Origin of the sequence: Streptomyces sp. NPDC020807 (assembly GCF_040641575.1) — a bacterium.
Classification (GTDB): Bacteria; Actinomycetota; Actinomycetes; order Streptomycetales; family Streptomycetaceae; genus Streptomyces.
The window spans coordinates 1-15,143 of record NZ_JBFADU010000009.1 but is presented as its reverse complement, the minus strand read 5'-3'; the positions used below and the strand labels follow the sequence as shown (position 1 = coordinate 15,143).

General features: G+C 71.8%; 13 protein-coding genes. 7 read left to right on the top strand and 6 right to left on the bottom strand.

The window, feature by feature from the left end; genetic code table 11:
• Positions 1 to 510 precede the first annotated feature (510 nt).
• The 3 genes from AB0G79_RS16235 to AB0G79_RS16225 form a co-directional block, all read right to left on the bottom strand.
• Positions 511 to 1,008, bottom strand: a complete 498-nt coding sequence (locus AB0G79_RS16235) for a hypothetical protein (protein WP_360806689.1) — start codon at positions 1,006 to 1,008, stop codon at positions 511 to 513.
• 111 nt (positions 1,009 to 1,119) lie between these two features.
• A complete protein-coding gene (locus AB0G79_RS16230) occupies positions 1,120 to 1,395 on the bottom strand; it encodes a hypothetical protein (protein WP_360806686.1) in 276 nt (91 codons plus the stop codon).
• 510 nt (positions 1,396 to 1,905) lie between these two features.
• Positions 1,906 to 3,615, bottom strand: coding sequence for a recombinase family protein (locus AB0G79_RS16225; protein ID WP_360806683.1), 1,710 nt, complete (start codon positions 3,613 to 3,615; stop codon positions 1,906 to 1,908).
• 341 nt (positions 3,616 to 3,956) lie between these two features.
• On the opposite strand from AB0G79_RS16225, the gene AB0G79_RS16220 reads away from it, so the two are divergent.
• Positions 3,957 to 4,658, top strand: a complete 702-nt coding sequence (locus AB0G79_RS16220) for a DsbA family oxidoreductase (protein WP_360806680.1) — start codon at positions 3,957 to 3,959, stop codon at positions 4,656 to 4,658.
• A gap of 99 nt (positions 4,659 to 4,757) precedes the next feature.
• A complete protein-coding gene (locus AB0G79_RS16215; RefSeq protein WP_360806677.1) occupies positions 4,758 to 5,816 on the top strand; it encodes an aminotransferase class V-fold PLP-dependent enzyme in 1,059 nt (352 codons plus the stop codon).
• Positions 5,817 to 5,884: 68 nt separating this feature from the next.
• On the opposite strand, the gene AB0G79_RS16210 is transcribed toward AB0G79_RS16215, so the two are convergent.
• Positions 5,885 to 6,985 (bottom strand): aminotransferase class V-fold PLP-dependent enzyme, encoded by a 1,101-nt coding sequence (locus tag AB0G79_RS16210; protein ID WP_360807061.1) that lies wholly within the window; start codon positions 6,983 to 6,985, stop codon positions 5,885 to 5,887.
• A 286-nt stretch (positions 6,986 to 7,271) separates the two neighbouring features.
• On the opposite strand from AB0G79_RS16210, the gene AB0G79_RS16205 reads away from it, so the two are divergent.
• The 3 genes from AB0G79_RS16205 to AB0G79_RS16195 all read left to right on the top strand — a co-directional run bounded on the left by AB0G79_RS16205 (position 7,272) and on the right by AB0G79_RS16195 (position 10,205).
• A complete protein-coding gene (locus AB0G79_RS16205; RefSeq protein ID WP_360806674.1) occupies positions 7,272 to 8,819 on the top strand; it encodes an FG-GAP repeat protein in 1,548 nt (515 codons plus the stop codon).
• A 39-nt stretch (positions 8,820 to 8,858) separates the two neighbouring features.
• Positions 8,859 to 9,956, top strand: a complete 1,098-nt coding sequence (locus AB0G79_RS16200; protein WP_360806671.1) for an amidohydrolase family protein — start codon at positions 8,859 to 8,861, stop codon at positions 9,954 to 9,956.
• Between the two features lie 108 nt (positions 9,957 to 10,064).
• Entirely contained in the window at positions 10,065 to 10,205 is a 141-nt protein-coding gene (locus tag AB0G79_RS16195) for a hypothetical protein (protein WP_360806668.1), read from the top strand.
• A 63-nt stretch (positions 10,206 to 10,268) separates the two neighbouring features.
• On the opposite strand, the gene AB0G79_RS16190 is transcribed toward AB0G79_RS16195, so the two are convergent.
• Both AB0G79_RS16190 and AB0G79_RS16185 read right to left on the bottom strand, forming a co-directional pair.
• A complete protein-coding gene (locus AB0G79_RS16190; RefSeq protein WP_360806665.1) occupies positions 10,269 to 10,847 on the bottom strand; it encodes a GNAT family N-acetyltransferase in 579 nt (192 codons plus the stop codon).
• Entirely contained in the window at positions 10,844 to 12,946 is a 2,103-nt protein-coding gene (locus tag AB0G79_RS16185) for a penicillin acylase family protein (protein WP_360806662.1), read from the bottom strand. Before AB0G79_RS16185 ends, AB0G79_RS16190 begins: the two co-directional genes overlap by 4 nt.
• A 90-nt stretch (positions 12,947 to 13,036) precedes the next feature.
• Here AB0G79_RS16185 and AB0G79_RS16180 point away from each other — a divergent pair, with 90 nt between their 5' ends.
• Both AB0G79_RS16180 and AB0G79_RS16175 read left to right on the top strand, forming a co-directional pair.
• Positions 13,037 to 13,750: a siderophore-interacting protein gene (locus AB0G79_RS16180; protein ID WP_360806659.1), complete on the top strand. Its 714-nt coding sequence runs from the start codon at positions 13,037 to 13,039 to the stop codon at positions 13,748 to 13,750.
• Between the two features lie 312 nt (positions 13,751 to 14,062).
• Complete coding sequence (locus tag AB0G79_RS16175) at positions 14,063 to 15,073, top strand: SCO1860 family LAETG-anchored protein (protein WP_360806656.1); 1,011 nt, start codon at positions 14,063 to 14,065, stop codon at positions 15,071 to 15,073.
• Positions 15,074 to 15,143: the final 70 nt, after the last annotated feature.

Sequence of the window (15,143 nt, the reverse complement as noted above, 5' to 3'; positions counted from 1 at the left end):
GGAATGGGTGAGAGTAGGGGGCGGGCATCCCCGCGCAAATGTTCCAATGAGCCATCAGAGTTTTTTGCCTCCCTGCCGCTCAGTTGGCGGAGAGATTGGGGGTACCCCCCTGGTCAGTACGGCGGGCGCTCGGTCGATTCACGCCGCGAACGAGCCTCAGCAGCAAACCCGCCCGGCTGGTTCCGCGCGGTCTCGCGGTTGTGGCACGCCACGCACAGTGGACGAAGGTGCCTTGCTGCATCCGGGTTCGGATCTCCCCTCGCGATCAACTCGCGGCGAGACAGCGGGAAATGGTCGGCTACATTCGCCGCTCGACTGCACAGCACGCACCACGGATTGGCGTACAGGTAGGCACGCCGGATGCGCTGCCATTGCGTTGTATAGACAGCGCCACCACGCGACGCGCGTTCCTTCTCTGCCTGTCGCCTGTGCTCGGCACAGCGGCCCCCCGCCGTTAGCTCTGGACATCCGGGTATCGGGCAGGGGGTACGGGGCTTTCTGGGCATTGGGTCAGTCCGTCCCGGCAATGAACGCGTCCCGTGCGGTACGGCGTTCCTGTGCTTCCGCTGTGGCAATCTCGCGCGCCCGGTCGTCCGCCAGGCTCGTAAGGTCGCCGATCAAGTCGGCCTCGCCGATGGCAACGTTGGGAACGGCGTTGTAGTCCTCGCCTGCGTTCACCGCAGCGTTCTGCGCTTCAATTGAGATGTCCCACGCGCGGTAGCGAGCGGCTCGCATCTCCGCCCAAGCCTGGAACCACGGCTGTTCGGAGATGAGACGTGCGAAGCGCTCTCGCGGCTCGTCAGCGCTCTTGCGGGCGTCCTCGGCGGCCTGGTGCCGTTCGTCGTACACGCGGGCGTCATACGCCTTGCCGCGCGCTTCCTGGCGTGCGTTCTCTGCTTCCTGCGCTGCGGCCAACTCGGCTTCCGCAGCGGCGAGCGGGGACGTGCTCTTCTCGGCCGCAGCACGCAGCCTGGTCACCTTCGCGGCCAGAGTCTCAATGTTCGTCATGAGGTGAGTTGCCACCCCGCCGGCTCACCGAGCCGAGTCGGAGGGACGTTCCTTCCTTTTGGTTTCGGGCATGAAAAAGCCCCCGTGACTTGCTCAGGGGGACTGGTTCCGCTACGCGGTTTGCCGAATCTTGCGCTTGCGGTAGTCGGCCTGTTTGCACTTGGCCGAGCAGAACCGTCTAGGGCGGCCTCTGCCGGTCCATCCGGCGCTCTCGCCGCAGTGGGCGCAGCGAGCGGCCTTGCGGTCCTCTAGCGCGAACTGAGCGGCTTCTAGAAGGTCTTCCTGTGCGTTGATGCAGTCATAGCCCGCTTCGTCGTTGTAGTCGCAGAACCGCTTGCGCGGGTGCCACACCTCGAAGAGTTCGCCGCACAGCGGGCACGGCTTCATAGGCGGACGCTCTCGGGGCTTCCTTGCGCGGTGCGCCGCCTGTCGGCAGGCGGGGGAGCAGTAGCGCTCTTGGCGTCCACTCAGGTACTCGCCGCAGCGTTCACAGCGGTCTAGGTGGTCGTGATGGGAGTAGTGCCCCACGAGTGGGCGCCTCCTTGGGCTCGGGACGAATCGCGAAGACGAGTCACGGTCTCTGCTTCTTCCTTAGATTTCTTAGATCTTTCTGTTTTTTGTTACGCGTCAAAAAAATAAGTAACTCGTCACTCCTTCGCCTCCCTTCGCTGACGCTTGACGTTGCGCGCGTGCCATCCACGGCAGCCATCCGAGCAGAACCGGCGCGGGCGACCACGCCCCTCGTGCAAGACGGTGTTAGGGCAAGCGGGTCGCTCGCAGGGCAAGCCTCGGGAGAGGTCGTTCATTCGTCCTCACAGGTGGTAGAGAGACAGAAGTTGAGCAGCAGAGAGCCCCGGGGGCTACGTGCGTCCTCCGGGGCTCTGTTGGTTGACCGGGCTAGGCAGCCTTGCGCGTAGCCCTGGTCTTTTCGACGTGATCGTAAGCCGCGTCTAGCGGCTTTTCGTTCGTCGCGGTGTCAATCCATTCGATGGAGAGTCGTTTGTCGATCGGTGTGCGGTCGCCTCGCCCCTTTGGCGGGCTAAGGACAATCTTCTTCATGGCGGCCCGTAGTAGCGCGCGCTGGCCGCTGGGTCCTGCATTCTCCCAAAGCTGCGTCAATGCTCTTGGCTCCATGAGGGTGCTCAGGTCGGCATCCTTTGCCAGTTCCTTCAGTTCTGATTTCATCGAAGAAATCTGCACTGAGAGCTCTCCGCGAAGCGCTTCATATCGGGATTCGTCCATTCCCCCGCCCACGAAGTACTCTTTCTGGAGCCTGAGTTCCCGTGATGCCGCACTCTCCAGTGCTGCCGTTACCTCCTGCTTTCGCTTCTCCTTGGCGGGGTCCTTGTAGTCCAGCCACTTGCGTGCGATCGCGTGGATTACGTCGGACTCCGGCGAGAGGCTGAGTATGTGTGTCTCCCACAACCCGGAAACTGCATTGTCGATCCGTGCTCGGTCCGTTGACATTCCCTTACAGGAGGACGCTCCTTCTCGTTGGCGAGCTTGGCATCGGTAATTCACTCCGCCGTTCTCCATCGGTCCCTTGCAGTGGCCGCACCGGAGAATGTCTGTCAGGACGGCAACGATTTCTCGCTTCCCGCGTGACCGGTCACCTATCGAGGTTCCGGGCTGCGCGCGTTCCGAGAGAATCTGATTGATCTTGACGTGTTCGGCGAACGTGATGACTCCTTGTCCGCATGAGATGGGGTGACCGTTCTTGTCCAGCAGCGGGGTCCCGCCCCGGTGGTACTTGTCCAGCTCGTTGCCGTGCTCGTCTTTCATTTTTTCCCGCTGGGGAACCAAACCGGCCCACGCCACAGAGTGTGCGAGGCTGATAATCCCTGAGTCCGTCCACTTGCGCCCGTGGCGCGTCTTACGGCCTTCGGTGTTCAGTTTGTCTGCGATCCATGCGGGAGTCTTGCGGTTGAGTAGATAGACCGCGATTCGGCGGGCGGTCGGGTACTCCTTCGGCAGGTGGAATAGTTTCCCTGATCCCTTGGGGGAGTGGAGGCCATACGGGGCTACCCCTCCGTTCCATTTCCCTTCCATCTTGTTCGCGAGCACGCTCAGCTTCGCGAAGTGGGAAATGTCTGCTGCTTGCTCGCGCGCTTGCTCCGAAAGGATAGCCAGGATCATTCGAGACTTGGACGAGTCAATTCGCTCAGCCACGACATAGATGCGGGCCTTTTTGGTGTCGAACTCGTCAAGCAGTAGGCCGACCTGTCCCATTCCGCGTCGCGAGAGTCGACTTGTCTTGTAGACGGTCAGCGTTTTCGAGAGTCCTGCTATTACGGCTGCCGTCGCCTTCTCGAACTCTTCTCGTCGGACGCTTGCCTTGCTGGCGCTCCGCTGCTCAAACCACAAATGCCGAACTTGCTTGTTTTCGCTCCGAGTGTGGTGGCACATTTCTCGGACTTGCTGCCGGAGAGCGGCGAGGGTGTCTTTCTTCTTGCTCCGCCGCAAATACATTTCCACGAGGTCGATCGGTTCGCCCGTGGCGGGCTCCCACAACCCCAACTCTCGAAGCTCGTCGTCTTCGAACCCGAGCGCGCGCAGCGTGGGACGGTCTTCGCGTTCCATGGTCATCCGTTCGCCGAAGGTGACCACCTCCTGAGACTGCGGGGTCGTGCGGCTCTACCCGTAGTGGGGACGGAAAGTACCCCCCCATCCGACCCCCGCTGTAGGGGCCGAAGGGTTCCCGCCTCCCCGAGAGTGTTCCGGGGGGTGTGTTCCCTTGCGGGGACCAGGAGTTCCCGGATGTCTCCGTGGGTGCTCTCACGGTGTTGTAAGGGTCAAGGAATTCCCAATGCCCTGTAGGGAGTGACGAGTCCCTCCTCATGGGGAGGCCAGCAAGTTCCCCACCCTCTGTAGAGAGCGGGAAGTGCCTGCCTCCCCCTTGTAAGGACGGAGAGATTCCAGCGAGCACGTTTCCGCAGGTCAAGCGTGGTATGGCTCCGTTCGTCCACGCCTGCCCCTGGTGCTACATCGGCAAGGCCCGCTTCGAGAAGGGCCTCGCGGCCTTCGCCCACCGCGACGATGTCGAGGTCGTGCACCGCTCCTTCGAGCTCGACCCGAACCGCGCCAAGGGCGACACCGGCCCCGTCCTGGAGATGCTGGCCGCGAAGTACGGCCGCACTCTCGACGAGGCCCGCGCCATGGAGGCGCACGTCGCCTCCAACGCCCACTCCGAGGGCCTCGGCTACCTCGCCGACGGCCGCGACCACGGCAACACCTTCGACATCCACCGCCTGCTCCACCTCGCCAAGGAGCGCGGCCGCCAGAACGAGCTGCTCGACCTGGCCTACCGCGCCAACTTCGCCGAGGAGCGCTCCGTCTTCGACGACGAGACCCTGGTGACCCTCGGCGTCGAGGCCGGTCTCGACGAGGCCGAGGTCCGCTCCGTCCTCGCCGACTCCACCGCCTACGCCGACGCCGTGCGCGAGGACGAGCGCGAGGCCGCCGAACTCGGCGCCAACGGCGTCCCGTTCTTCGTCCTCGACCGTCGCTACGGCATCTCCGGCGGCCAGCCCGCCGAGGTCTTCACCCAGGCCCTCGAACAGGCCTGGCAGGGCCGCGCCCTCCAGCCGGTCGGCGGCGCGGAGGCGGAGGTCTGCGGCCCCGACGGCACCTGCGAGGTCCCCGGCGCCTGACCGGACACCCGACCTGACCTGCAAAAATAAGCGGACCTTGGGTTTCCCCACGCACCATTCGCGATTGACGGGCGTGCGCGGGGAATCCAGGGTGGGGACATGGAATCCCTGCACCAGCCGCTCGGCGGAGCCGAGTTCGCGCCCACGAAGACGTACCTGAACACCTCCGTCTGCGGCCTGATGCCCCGCCGGACCGTCGAGGCCGTCACGCTCCTCGCCGGGCAGACCGCCGACGGCCGGCCCGACGGCGCGGGCGACTTCGACGTCGTCGAAGAGGCCAGGGCCGCCTACGCGCGGCTCGCGCACGTCCCGCACGAGCGCGTCGCCCTCGGCAGCTCCGTCGGCGTGCACACCGGGATGATCGCCCAGTCGATGCCGCCGGGCGCCGAGATCCTCTTCCCCGAGGGCGACTTCTCCTCCCTCATCACCCCCTTCACCGTCCGCGGCGACCTCAAGGTCCGCTTCGCGCCCCTGGAACGGCTCGCCGAGTCCGTCCGCCCCGAGACCGCCCTCGTCGGCTTCTCCGCCGTGCAGTCCTCGGACGGCCGCACCGCCGACCTCGCCGCCGTACGGGCCGCCGCGGCCGCCCACGGCGCCCGGACGCTCCTCGACGCCACCCAGTCCGCCGGCTGGCTGCCGCTGTACGCGGGGGACTGGGACTTCACCGTCGCCGGCGCCTACAAGTACCTGCTCTGCCCGCGCGGCGCGTCCTTCCTCACCGTCACCGAGGAGGCGCAGCGGGAACTGCTCGCCATCCACGCCAACTGGGTGACGGGCGAGGAGCGGTACGCCAACAGCTACGGCCCCGTCCGCGAGCCCGCCCGCTCCGCCCGCCGCTTCGACGAGCCCCCGGCCTTCCTCTCGTACCACGGGGCCGCCGCCTCGCTCGCCCTCCTCGAAGAGGTCGGCATCGAGACGATCGAGGCCCACAACAAGGGCCTCGCGGCCCGCTTCCGGGCCGGGCTCGTCTCCCTCGGCCACACCCCGGTCGCGGACGACTCGACGGTCGTCGGCATCCCCGGCCTCGGCGACCGCGCCGACGCGCTCGGCGCCGCCGGCGTGCTGATCTCCTCCCGCGCGGGCAACCTGCGGGTCTCGTTCCACCTCTACAACACGGCGGCGGACGTCGACCGGGCCCTGGACGTCCTGGCGGGCTGACCCCCTCCCGCACGGCCGAAGGGGCGGGGCCCCGTCGACCGGACCCCGCCCCCTCCCCGTACGCGGTGTTACGCCCAGGCCTCCGCCGCCGCGCGGCGCGCGCCCTCCAGGTCCACCGGACGCCCGGTCTCGCCGAGCGCCGCGCCCAGGGCGGCGAGCGAGGACTGCACGGCACCCGGGGTCGCGTCCACGCCGTAGTGGTTGACCCGGATCATCTCCTTGGCGAGGGCCCCGCCGCCCGCGATCAGCGGCAGCGACGGGTCCGCGGAGAGGGCCTTCGCGACCAGCTCGGAGGCGTCCACGCCCTCCGGGGAGCGCAGCGTCGTCGCTACCGGGGCCGCGTCCTTCGCCTCGTACACGTACGGTTCCAGGCCGCCGCCCAGGGCCAGCGCGCCCGCGCGGGTCGCCGCCGCGGCCCTCGCGTGCCGGGCCATCAGCGCGTCCAGGCCCTCCGCCTCGATCCGCTCCACGCACGCCTCCAGGGCGAGCATCTCCAGCTGCGCCGGAGCGTGCAGCAGCGCCTTGCGGCCGCCGTCGATCCAGCGCTCCTTCCAGTCGAGGAGGGAGAGGTACGAGCGGCGCGGCGCGGCCGGGTTGGCGGCGAACCGCTCCCACGCCCGCGCGCTCACCGACACCGCCGACACGCCGGCCGGACCGCCCATCGCCTTCTGCGCGCCGATGATGCACATGTCGACGCCCCAGGCGTCCGGCAGCACCGGCTCCGCGCCGATCGACGCCACCGCGTCCAGGTAGAACAGCGCGCCGTGCGCCCGGACGACCTCGCCGATCTCCGCGACCGGGTTGGTGTTGCCGGTCGCCGCCTCCGCGTGCACGAGCGACACGAAGTCGATCTCGGGGTGCTCGGCGAGCGCCCGCTCGACCTGCTCCGCCGTCACCGCCGTGTGGAAGGGCACCTCCAGGTCGACGACGGTCGCGCCGCAGTCGCGCAGCCAGTTGCCGAAGGTCTGGCCGTACGGACCGGTGACGACGTTCAGCGCGGTCGAACCGGCCCGCGCCCCGCTGCGGATGCACCCCTCCAGCGGCAGCAGCGCCTCGCCCTGGGTGATCACCACGTCCTGCTCGGTGGAGAGCAGCGCGGCCACCCGGCGCTCGATCGACGCGAAGTGCGCGGCGGTCAGCGGGGCCAGGTCCAGGAGCGGGTGTGTCACGGTCACGGCGGTGCCTTCTTCGCGTTCGGTACAGGTCGGTACGGGTCGGTGGAGGGAGGTGCGGGTCGGTGAGGGCCCGGTACGGCGGAACGGGCCCACGCTCAGGGTACCGAGCGGTACGCGGCGGGCCCCCGGGCCACCCGTACACCACTGGGGCAAAAGGGATCTTCCCCTCGGTGCAACCTTCTTCGGGCACCGCGTGTCCAACTGGACGACGGACCGGGCACGGGCCCCGTCCGGCACACCCCCGCAGCCGCCCGGAACCCTCCGAATCGGGAGCCGCTCCATGCGCAAGCACCGTTCCGCCGCCCTCGCCGCGGCGACGCTCCTCCTCCTCACCGGCGCGGGCATCGCGACCGCCCCCGCCGCCTGGGCCGGCGTGCCCGGCAGCACCCGCGCCGACGACCGCAACCAGGACTTCGACGGCGACGGCTTCGACGACGTCCTCGTCGGCGCCCCCGGCGCGACCGTCGGCGGCAAGCGCGGCGCCGGCCTCGTCACCGTCCAGTACGGCTCGCCGAACGGCATCGACACCCGCGCGGCCACGGTCGTCAGCCAGAACACGTACGGCGTGCCCGGCGGCGCCGAGGCGGGCGACTCCTTCGGCGCCGCCGTCGCCACCGGCGACCTCGACGGCGACGGCTACGACGACGCCGTGATCGGCGCCCCCGGCGAGGACATCGGCACCCGCGCCGACGTCGGCGGCGTGATCGTCCTGTGGGGCTCCCCGCACGGCCTCGTCGGCACCGACAGCCGCTGGCTCGACAGCCTCCTCGGCCCGGTCGCCGGGGCCCGCTTCGGCTCCGCGCTCGCCGCGGCCCGGTTCACCGCCGAGACCCCGGGCGACCAGCTGGTCGTCCTCGACCGGCGGGCCGTGGAGAAGCACGTCTTCGGCCCCGCCGACCTCGCGGCCGGTGCCCGGGCCACGGCCGGCGCCCGCGCCCACGGCGCCCGGGCACTCGACCCCGCCGCGCTCGCCCGGGCCGGAGCGCGGACCGCCCAGGCGCCGACGGCCTACCGCGACCTCGTGGCCAGGTCCGCCACCACCGGCGACTACGACCGGAACGGCTACGCGGACCTCGTGATCGGCGGCGTCACGACCGGCGCCGAGCCCGGCCACGGCTGGTCCTGGTACCTCGCGGGCGGCGCCGCCGGCCTCGACTACCGGCGCGATCTGCGCGGCGGCCCGGTCGTCGCCTCCGGGGACGTCAACGGCGACGGCTACGACGACCTCGTCACCGGCGAGCCGCACAGCCCCGACGACGGCGGCGACACCATGACCGGCGGCCTCGTCGGCGTCTACCACGGCGGCCGGGGCGGCCTCGCCGGAGCCACCGGCGTCGGCACCCCGCCCCGGTGGTGGACCCAGGACTCCCCTGGCGTCCCGGGCGCCAACGAGCGCGGCGACGGCTGGGGCGGCGACCTCTCCCTCGGCGACACGAACAAGGACGGGTACGCGGACCTCGCCGTCGGCGCCCCCGGCGAGGACAACGGCACGGTCGCCGACGCCGGCATGGTCACCGTCCTGCGCGGCTCCTCCCGCGGCCTGACCGCGACCGGAGCCGCCTCCTGGACGCAGAACACCGCCTCCGTCCCCGGCGTCGTCGAGAGCGGCGACCGCTTCGGCGCCCAGGTCCGCCTGGTCGACCCGAACGGCGACGGCCGCTTCGGACTCCTCACCGCCGCGCCCGGCGAGGACACCGGCGACGGCTGCGTCTGGGTCTTCCCGGCCCGCACGGGAGGGCTCACCGCCACCGGCTCGTGGACCTTCAACCCGGCGTCGTTCGGCGGCCCGTACCTCGACGCCCGCTACGGCTCCGCGATCGACGAGTAGCCGATTGGCCCCGGGCACCCGCCCTCGTACAGTGCAGCCATGAGCGATCACGCGGTGCTGCAGGTGAAGGGGCGGGTGCTCGTCGGCCCGGAGGACGTACGCGACGAACTGTGGTGCGTCGACGGACGGATCACCTTCGAACGGCCCCCCGCGGCGACCCTCGCCGAGGCCGTCACCGTCGAGGGCTGGGCGCTGCCCGGCCTCGTCGACGCCCACTGCCACGTCGGCCTCGACCGGCACGGCCCGGTCGACGAGGTCACCAGCGAGAAGCAGGCCCTCACCGACCGGGACGCCGGCACCCTGCTCATCCGGGACGCGGGCTCGCCCTCCGACACCCGCTGGATCGACGACCGCGAGGACCTCCCGAAGGTCATCCGCGCCGGACGGCACATCGCCCGCACCCGCCGCTACATCCGCAACTACGCCCACGAGATCGAGCCCGCCGACCTCGTCGCGTACGTCGGCCGCGAGGCCCGGCGCGGCGACGGCTGGGTCAAGCTCGTCGGCGACTGGATCGACCGCGAGGCCGGCGACCTCACCGCCTGCTGGCCCCGGCCCGAGGTCGAGGCGGCCATCGCCGAGGCGCACCGGCTCGGCGCCCGCGTCACCGCGCACTGCTTCGCCGAGGACTCGCTCCGCGACCTCGTCGAGGCGGGGATCGACTGCGTCGAGCACGCGACCGGCCTCACCGAGGACACCATCCCGCTCTTCGCGGAGCGCGGGGTCGCCATCGTCCCCACGCTGGTGAACATCGCGACCTTCCCGCACCTCGCCGACGGCGGCGAGGCCAAGTTCCCGCGCTGGTCGGCCCACATGCGGCGGCTGCACGAGCGGCGGTACGACACCGTCCGCTCGGCCTTCGACGCGGGCGTGCCCGTCTTCGTCGGCACGGACGCGGGCGGCTCCCTCGCCCACGGCCTGGTCGCCGAGGAGGTCGAGGAGCTGACGAAGGCCGGCATCCCGGCGCTCGACGCCCTCGCCGCCACCACCTGGACCGCGCGCTCCTGGCTCGGCCGACCCGGCCTCGAGGAGGGCGCCCCGGCCGACCTCGTCGTCTACGCGGAGGACCCGCGCGCCGACGTCAGGGCGCTCGCCGCGCCCCTGCGGGTGGTCGTGAACGGGCGGATCGTGGCGTGATCTTGGCCGGAACCCGCTTGGCCGTTTCGCCGCTGACGGCCACGGAGAGTCCGGCTCTAGCCTGAGCGCCGCGCGTCTCTCATCCGCTCACACCCAGAGGGGGTACTCATGTCCACCGTGCGGAAGACCTTCGCCGTTCTGGCCACGACCGTGCTCATGTCCATGGCGTTCGCCGGCACGAGCGAGGCCGCGACGAGCGACTGCGAGTGGTGGTTCGACCCGAACTCGTTCTACTGCCAGAAGTACTAGGTCCGGGCGCGGAACGGCCCGCCGGCGGGGACCGGCGGGCCGTTCGCGTACCTCTTCCTCCGGTCAGGCCCGGCGGAAGAACGCCAGCCTGGCCTTCTTCTCCGGGATGAAGACCTCCGGCAGGTCGACCTCGGGGAGGACGACCTCGGGGCCCAGCTCGAAACCGGCCCGCTCCATGCGGGCGATGGCCTTCTCGTTGGCGGCGTCCGGCTCGACCACGATCCGGGTGTGCTCGCGCAGGCTGAAGGCGATGAGCGCGGTCAGGAGACCGGCGGTGAAGCCGGGGCGCGGGGCGGCGCCGGGCGCCACGAAGAGGTGCACGCCGATGTCGCCGTCCTCGACCTCGTAGCACTCGCTGACCCGGTCGGCCCCGGGCTCGTACGTCTGGAAGAGCGCGGCGGGCTCGCCGTCGAGCTCCACCAGGAAGCCGTGGTGCGTGGTGAGCGAGTCCAGGTGGGCGTAGATCTCGCGGACCTGCTCGACGGTGGTGCCGTTCATGCCCCAGAAGCGGCCCCGCTCCTCGTTGACCCAGCCGTGCAGGAGCACGGCGTCGCGGTCGGGGTCGACGGGCCGGACCGTGACGGTCCCGAACCCCTCGACGGCGTGGACGTACGGCGTGGTGGGCGTGGGGGCGGTGGTCATCCCTGCTCCTTGGTGAGGTACTGCCAGTCGGTGGTGACGGGGGCGAGCTCGCCCCGCAGCCACAGGGGGAGCTGATCGCGGTGGTGCGGGTCGCCGGGCACGCCGGAGGCCCCGAACGGCACGATCCAGCGGCTGCGTTCGCGGTCGGCGAGGTCCCAGACGTACCGGGCGGCCGAGGCGCGGGCGCTGCGGTCGGTCCAGCCGGGCACGCTCGACGTCGACAGGACGCAGTCGTGGTCGCCGGCGAGCCCCGGCCACTGGTCGTCGTCGGCGTCGGGCAGCGCCTGCCAGGGCGCGAGCCGGTGGGTCGTGCCCCAGGCGGCCGGCGGGTCGCCCGCACCGACCTCCTCCAGGGCCTCGCGGACGATCCGCTCGACGTCCCCGGCCGGTACGGGCCCGGCCGTCAGGAGGGTCTCCAGGGCGAAGGCGACGCGCGGGCCGAGGGCCAGCCAGGGGCGGAACAGCTCCGGGTACGGGGCGGGTTCGCGCAGCGGCACGAAGGCCTCGTGCGCGGCGAGCCGCCGCACGACGGCGCCGCGCACGGCCGCGTACAGCCCGGCGTCGGTGCTGTCGGCGGCCATCCGCCGGTCCCAGGCGAGCAGCCGCGCGCGGACCGCGGAGGCGGCGGGCGACAGCCCGTCCGCGTGCCGCCCGACCGCCGCGAGGAGCGGGGCGGCCGAGGGGTTGTCGGTGTCGCCGTGCACGGCGGCGGTGGTGTCCGGCGTCCACTCCGCCGAGGCGTCGAGGAGCGCGCCGATCCGGGCGGCCCGGTGCGGCGGCGCGAACTCGACGCCGAGGGGGGCGGCGAGACCCCGGGCGTTGGCCATGACGGCGTGGCCGTCGACCTCGGCGCGGGGGAGCGGCGCCGCCCCGGGCGCCCACGCGTGCGCCGGCTCCCAGGCGGGCACGAGCCGGAGGGAGTTGGTCCGGTGGCGTACGGGGACGTGGCCGGCGACCCGGTGGAGGAGCCCGCCCTCGGTGTCGGCGGCCTGGACGACGTTCACCGGCTCGACCCAGCCGTCGAGGGCGGCGTCCACGTCGCCGACGGTCCGGGCGCGCAGCAGCGCGGGGAGCGTGCCGAACCCGAGCTCGCCGGTGACGCGCGGCGGGTACCGGAGGGCGACGGCGGTCCACTCGGTGCCCTCGGGGGACTCCGCGGCGGCCCCGTCGGCCGGCTCGTCGTCCACCCCGATGACCACCGGGCCGCGCTCCGTCTCGACGACCTCGATCACGACCGGCTCGGCGCCCGCGACCTCGATCTTCTCGGTGTGCGCGGCGGCCGGGGCCCAGCCCCCGGGGCCGTACGCCTCCACGCCGCCGTCCGGGAGCCGCCGCAGCCGCTCGCGGTACAGGTCCTGGTAGTCGGCCATGGCGTTGGTGATGGCCCAGGCCACCGACCCGGTGTGGCCGAAGTGGGCGAGCCCGGGGACGCCGGGGACGGCGAGGCCGACGACGTCGAACTCCGGGCAGGAGAGCCGGATCTGCTGGTAGACGCCGGGCGCCTCGATGAACCGGTGCGGGTCGCCCGCGACCAGGGCCGCGCCGCTCGCGGTGCGCTCGCCGGAGACCACCCAGCCGTTGGAGCCGGCCGTGCCGGGCCCGTCGGTCGCGAAGAGCTCGGTCCACTCCTCGCCGAGACGGCGGGCGACCTCCTCCCGCCAGAGCTTGGTGGGGAAGCCGGCGAAGAGGATGTGGGTCGAGAGCCAGACGGCGAGCGGGGTCCACGGCTCCCACCGCCCGGGCGCGAGCCCGGTGGCGGCGAACTCGGGTGCGCGCGAGGCCCCGCCGGCGAGGCCGTCGTTGACCCCGTCCACGTACGCCCGGAGCCACGCGGCCGCCGGGGCGTCGGTCTCCTCCAGGCGCGCGAGGCAGCGGCGGGCGGTGTCGGCGAGCCGGGCGCGCCGGACGAAGGTGTCCCAGCCGAGCTCGGCGGCGCCGAGGAAGGCGGCCGTGGTGCCCTGCGCCCGGTGCCGCTCGACCTCCAGCTGCCAGGCGCGGTCGCGCGCGGTGACGCGGCCCTGGGCGAAGGCGAGTTCCGCGGGGTCCGCGGCGCGCAGATGAGGGACGCCCCAGGCGTCCCGGTAGACCTCGATGCTCAACGGAGACCCCGATCCCGTCCGTGTTCTTCCGTGCAGCCTTAGGTTAGGCTGACCTAAGTAACTTACAGGAGTGCGGGGGAGGAGAACACGGTGGGGCATGGCTGGCAGGGGGCGGTCCTCAGGCTGATGCGCGGCAAGGACTTCACGTTCACCGTGACGGGCGCCGAGCAGGTCACCGAGGACTACCGCAGGGTCCACTGCACGGACGGCGGCCTGCTCGCCGCCGCCGGGGTCCACCCCACGATGTGGGTGCGGCTCTGGTTCGACGACCAGGGCAAGCCGCACCAGCGCGCCTACACCCTGGTCGACCCCGATCCGGCCGCCGGCACCTTCAGCCTCGAGTTCGCCCTGCACGACGGCGTCGCCAGCCGCTGGGCCCGCGACTGCGCCCCCGGCGACACCGTCGACGCCACCCTCCAGGGCACCGGCTTCGAGCCCCTCGACCCGCTCCCCGCCCGGCTGCTCGTCGTCGGCGACGCGGCCTCGCTGCCCGCCGTCAACTCCCTGCTCGACGCGCACCCCGAGACCCCCGCCACCGTCTGGTTCGAGACCCAGCACGCCTCCGACGACGCGCTCCCCTTCCGCCTCGACCCGGCGCGCCACGAGCGGCGCCCGGTGCCGCGCGCGGGCGGCGAGCTGGTCGCCCGCGTGAAGGCCGAACTGCCCGCGCTCCTGGTCCCCGGCGCGTACGTCTGGATCGCCTGCGACACGGTGACCACCCGCGCCCTCGCCGCGTACGTCCGCAAGGAGCTCGCCGTCCCCAAGGAGCGCGTCCACGCGCTCGGCTACTGGCGGGCCGCCTGAGCCCGTCCGGGCGGGCGCCGGGTTGACGATCCGTTACCCGGCGCCGTGGCCTGTCGTTGTCACTCCTCCGGCACGCGCCCGCGCGTGTTCGCTCGTACGAAAGACGCGGGGCGTGCGGGAACGGTTGTGTCGAGAAGATTCGAAAATGAGCACGGAAACCCCCCTTTGGAGTGAACTCACGTCAGGCGACTGTCGGTTCACTCTCCGTGCGTAAAGATTCCGGTGTCTCAAGTCGCCGAGGCCGCGCGGACCCACTGTCCCCGTGGTGAGCGGCCCGGCGGCGCCATGTTCTCTTGTGGGGGTTCCACCATCGTGAACAGCAACACCTTCCGCACGCCCGTACGTCGCACGGCCGCGGCCGCGACGGTCGCCGCCCTGGCCGCGGGGCCCGTCCTCCTCCTGGCCCCGGCGGCGCACGCCACGGGCGGCGAGGGCGAGGGGCGCGCCACCGCCGTCGTCCTGCGGGCGGGCCTGGACGTCAAGCTCCTCGGGGAAGCGGTGAAGGTGCCGCTGCGCACCTCCTTGAACGAGGTCAGCGCGCCGCAGTCGGAGGACGCGACCGCGCTCTCCGTGAAGGTGCAGGGGGCCGAGGGCGGCGAGCCGATCGACATCCTCGCCGCCGATGTCGCCACCTCCACGGCCACCGTCGACGAGAAGAAGTCCGAGGGGCTCGTCAACCTCGTCAAGGCGAAGGTCCACGTCCCCGGCCTGCCGCTGCTCTCCCTGATCGAGGTCGAGAAGGTCACCTCCAAGGCGCTGTGCGAGGTGGGGAAGGCGCCGGTCGCCGAGTCCAACGTCCTGGGCCACGTGACCGTCCTCGGCAAGAAGACGACCCTGACCACGGCCGGCCGCACCGAGATCGCCGTACCGGAGGTCGGCACGGTCACCCTCGACCTCTCCCGTACGTCCACGACCTCCCGCACCGCCGCGGCGACCGCGCTCGAACTCGCCGTGAAGGTCGACCCGCTGAAGCTGGGGGTCGCGGCCGTGGACGGCACCGTGACGCTCGCCGAGGCCACCTGCGAGACGCCCGAGGGGCCGGCGCCGACCGAGAAGCCCACCCAGAAGCCCACCGCGGAGCCCACGGAGCAGCCGACCGAGAAGCCCTCCGAGCGGCCTTCCGAGCAGCCCTCGCCCTCCGCGCGGCCCAGTGGCGACGGCGGCGTGAAGACCAACAACGGCGGCACCACCCCGACCGAGCACCTCGCCGAGACCGGTGGCAGCTCCGCCACCCCCTACGTCGCCGGGGGCGCGCTCGCCCTCCTCGTCGCGGGCGGCGGCGCGCTCGCGCTCACCCGCAACCGCGCCCGCTCGCGCGGCTGACGGCCCGAGGGGGACGCGCCGGGGGGCGCGGGAGGGGAGGCGGGGGCGCGGGGCGGGCGACGGTGACGAC

Excerpts from the sequence above, each read along its gene's own strand:
- AB0G79_RS16235 (WP_360806689.1), bottom strand. The coding sequence starts at position 1,008 with ATGACGAACATTGAGACTCTGGCCGCGAAGGTGACCAGGCTGCGTGCT.
- AB0G79_RS16205 (WP_360806674.1), top strand. The coding sequence starts at position 7,272 with ATGCGCAAGCACCGTTCCGCCGCCCTCGCCGCGGCGACGCTCCTCCTC.
- AB0G79_RS16200 (WP_360806671.1), top strand. The coding sequence starts at position 8,859 with ATGAGCGATCACGCGGTGCTGCAGGTGAAGGGGCGGGTGCTCGTCGGC.
- AB0G79_RS16220 (WP_360806680.1), top strand. The coding sequence starts at position 3,957 with ATGGCTCCGTTCGTCCACGCCTGCCCCTGGTGCTACATCGGCAAGGCC.
- AB0G79_RS16230 (WP_360806686.1), bottom strand. The coding sequence starts at position 1,395 with ATGAAGCCGTGCCCGCTGTGCGGCGAACTCTTCGAGGTGTGGCACCCG.
- AB0G79_RS16190 (WP_360806665.1), bottom strand. The coding sequence starts at position 10,847 with ATGACCACCGCCCCCACGCCCACCACGCCGTACGTCCACGCCGTCGAG.
- AB0G79_RS16215 (WP_360806677.1), top strand. The coding sequence starts at position 4,758 with ATGGAATCCCTGCACCAGCCGCTCGGCGGAGCCGAGTTCGCGCCCACG.
- AB0G79_RS16195 (WP_360806668.1), top strand. The coding sequence starts at position 10,065 with ATGTCCACCGTGCGGAAGACCTTCGCCGTTCTGGCCACGACCGTGCTC.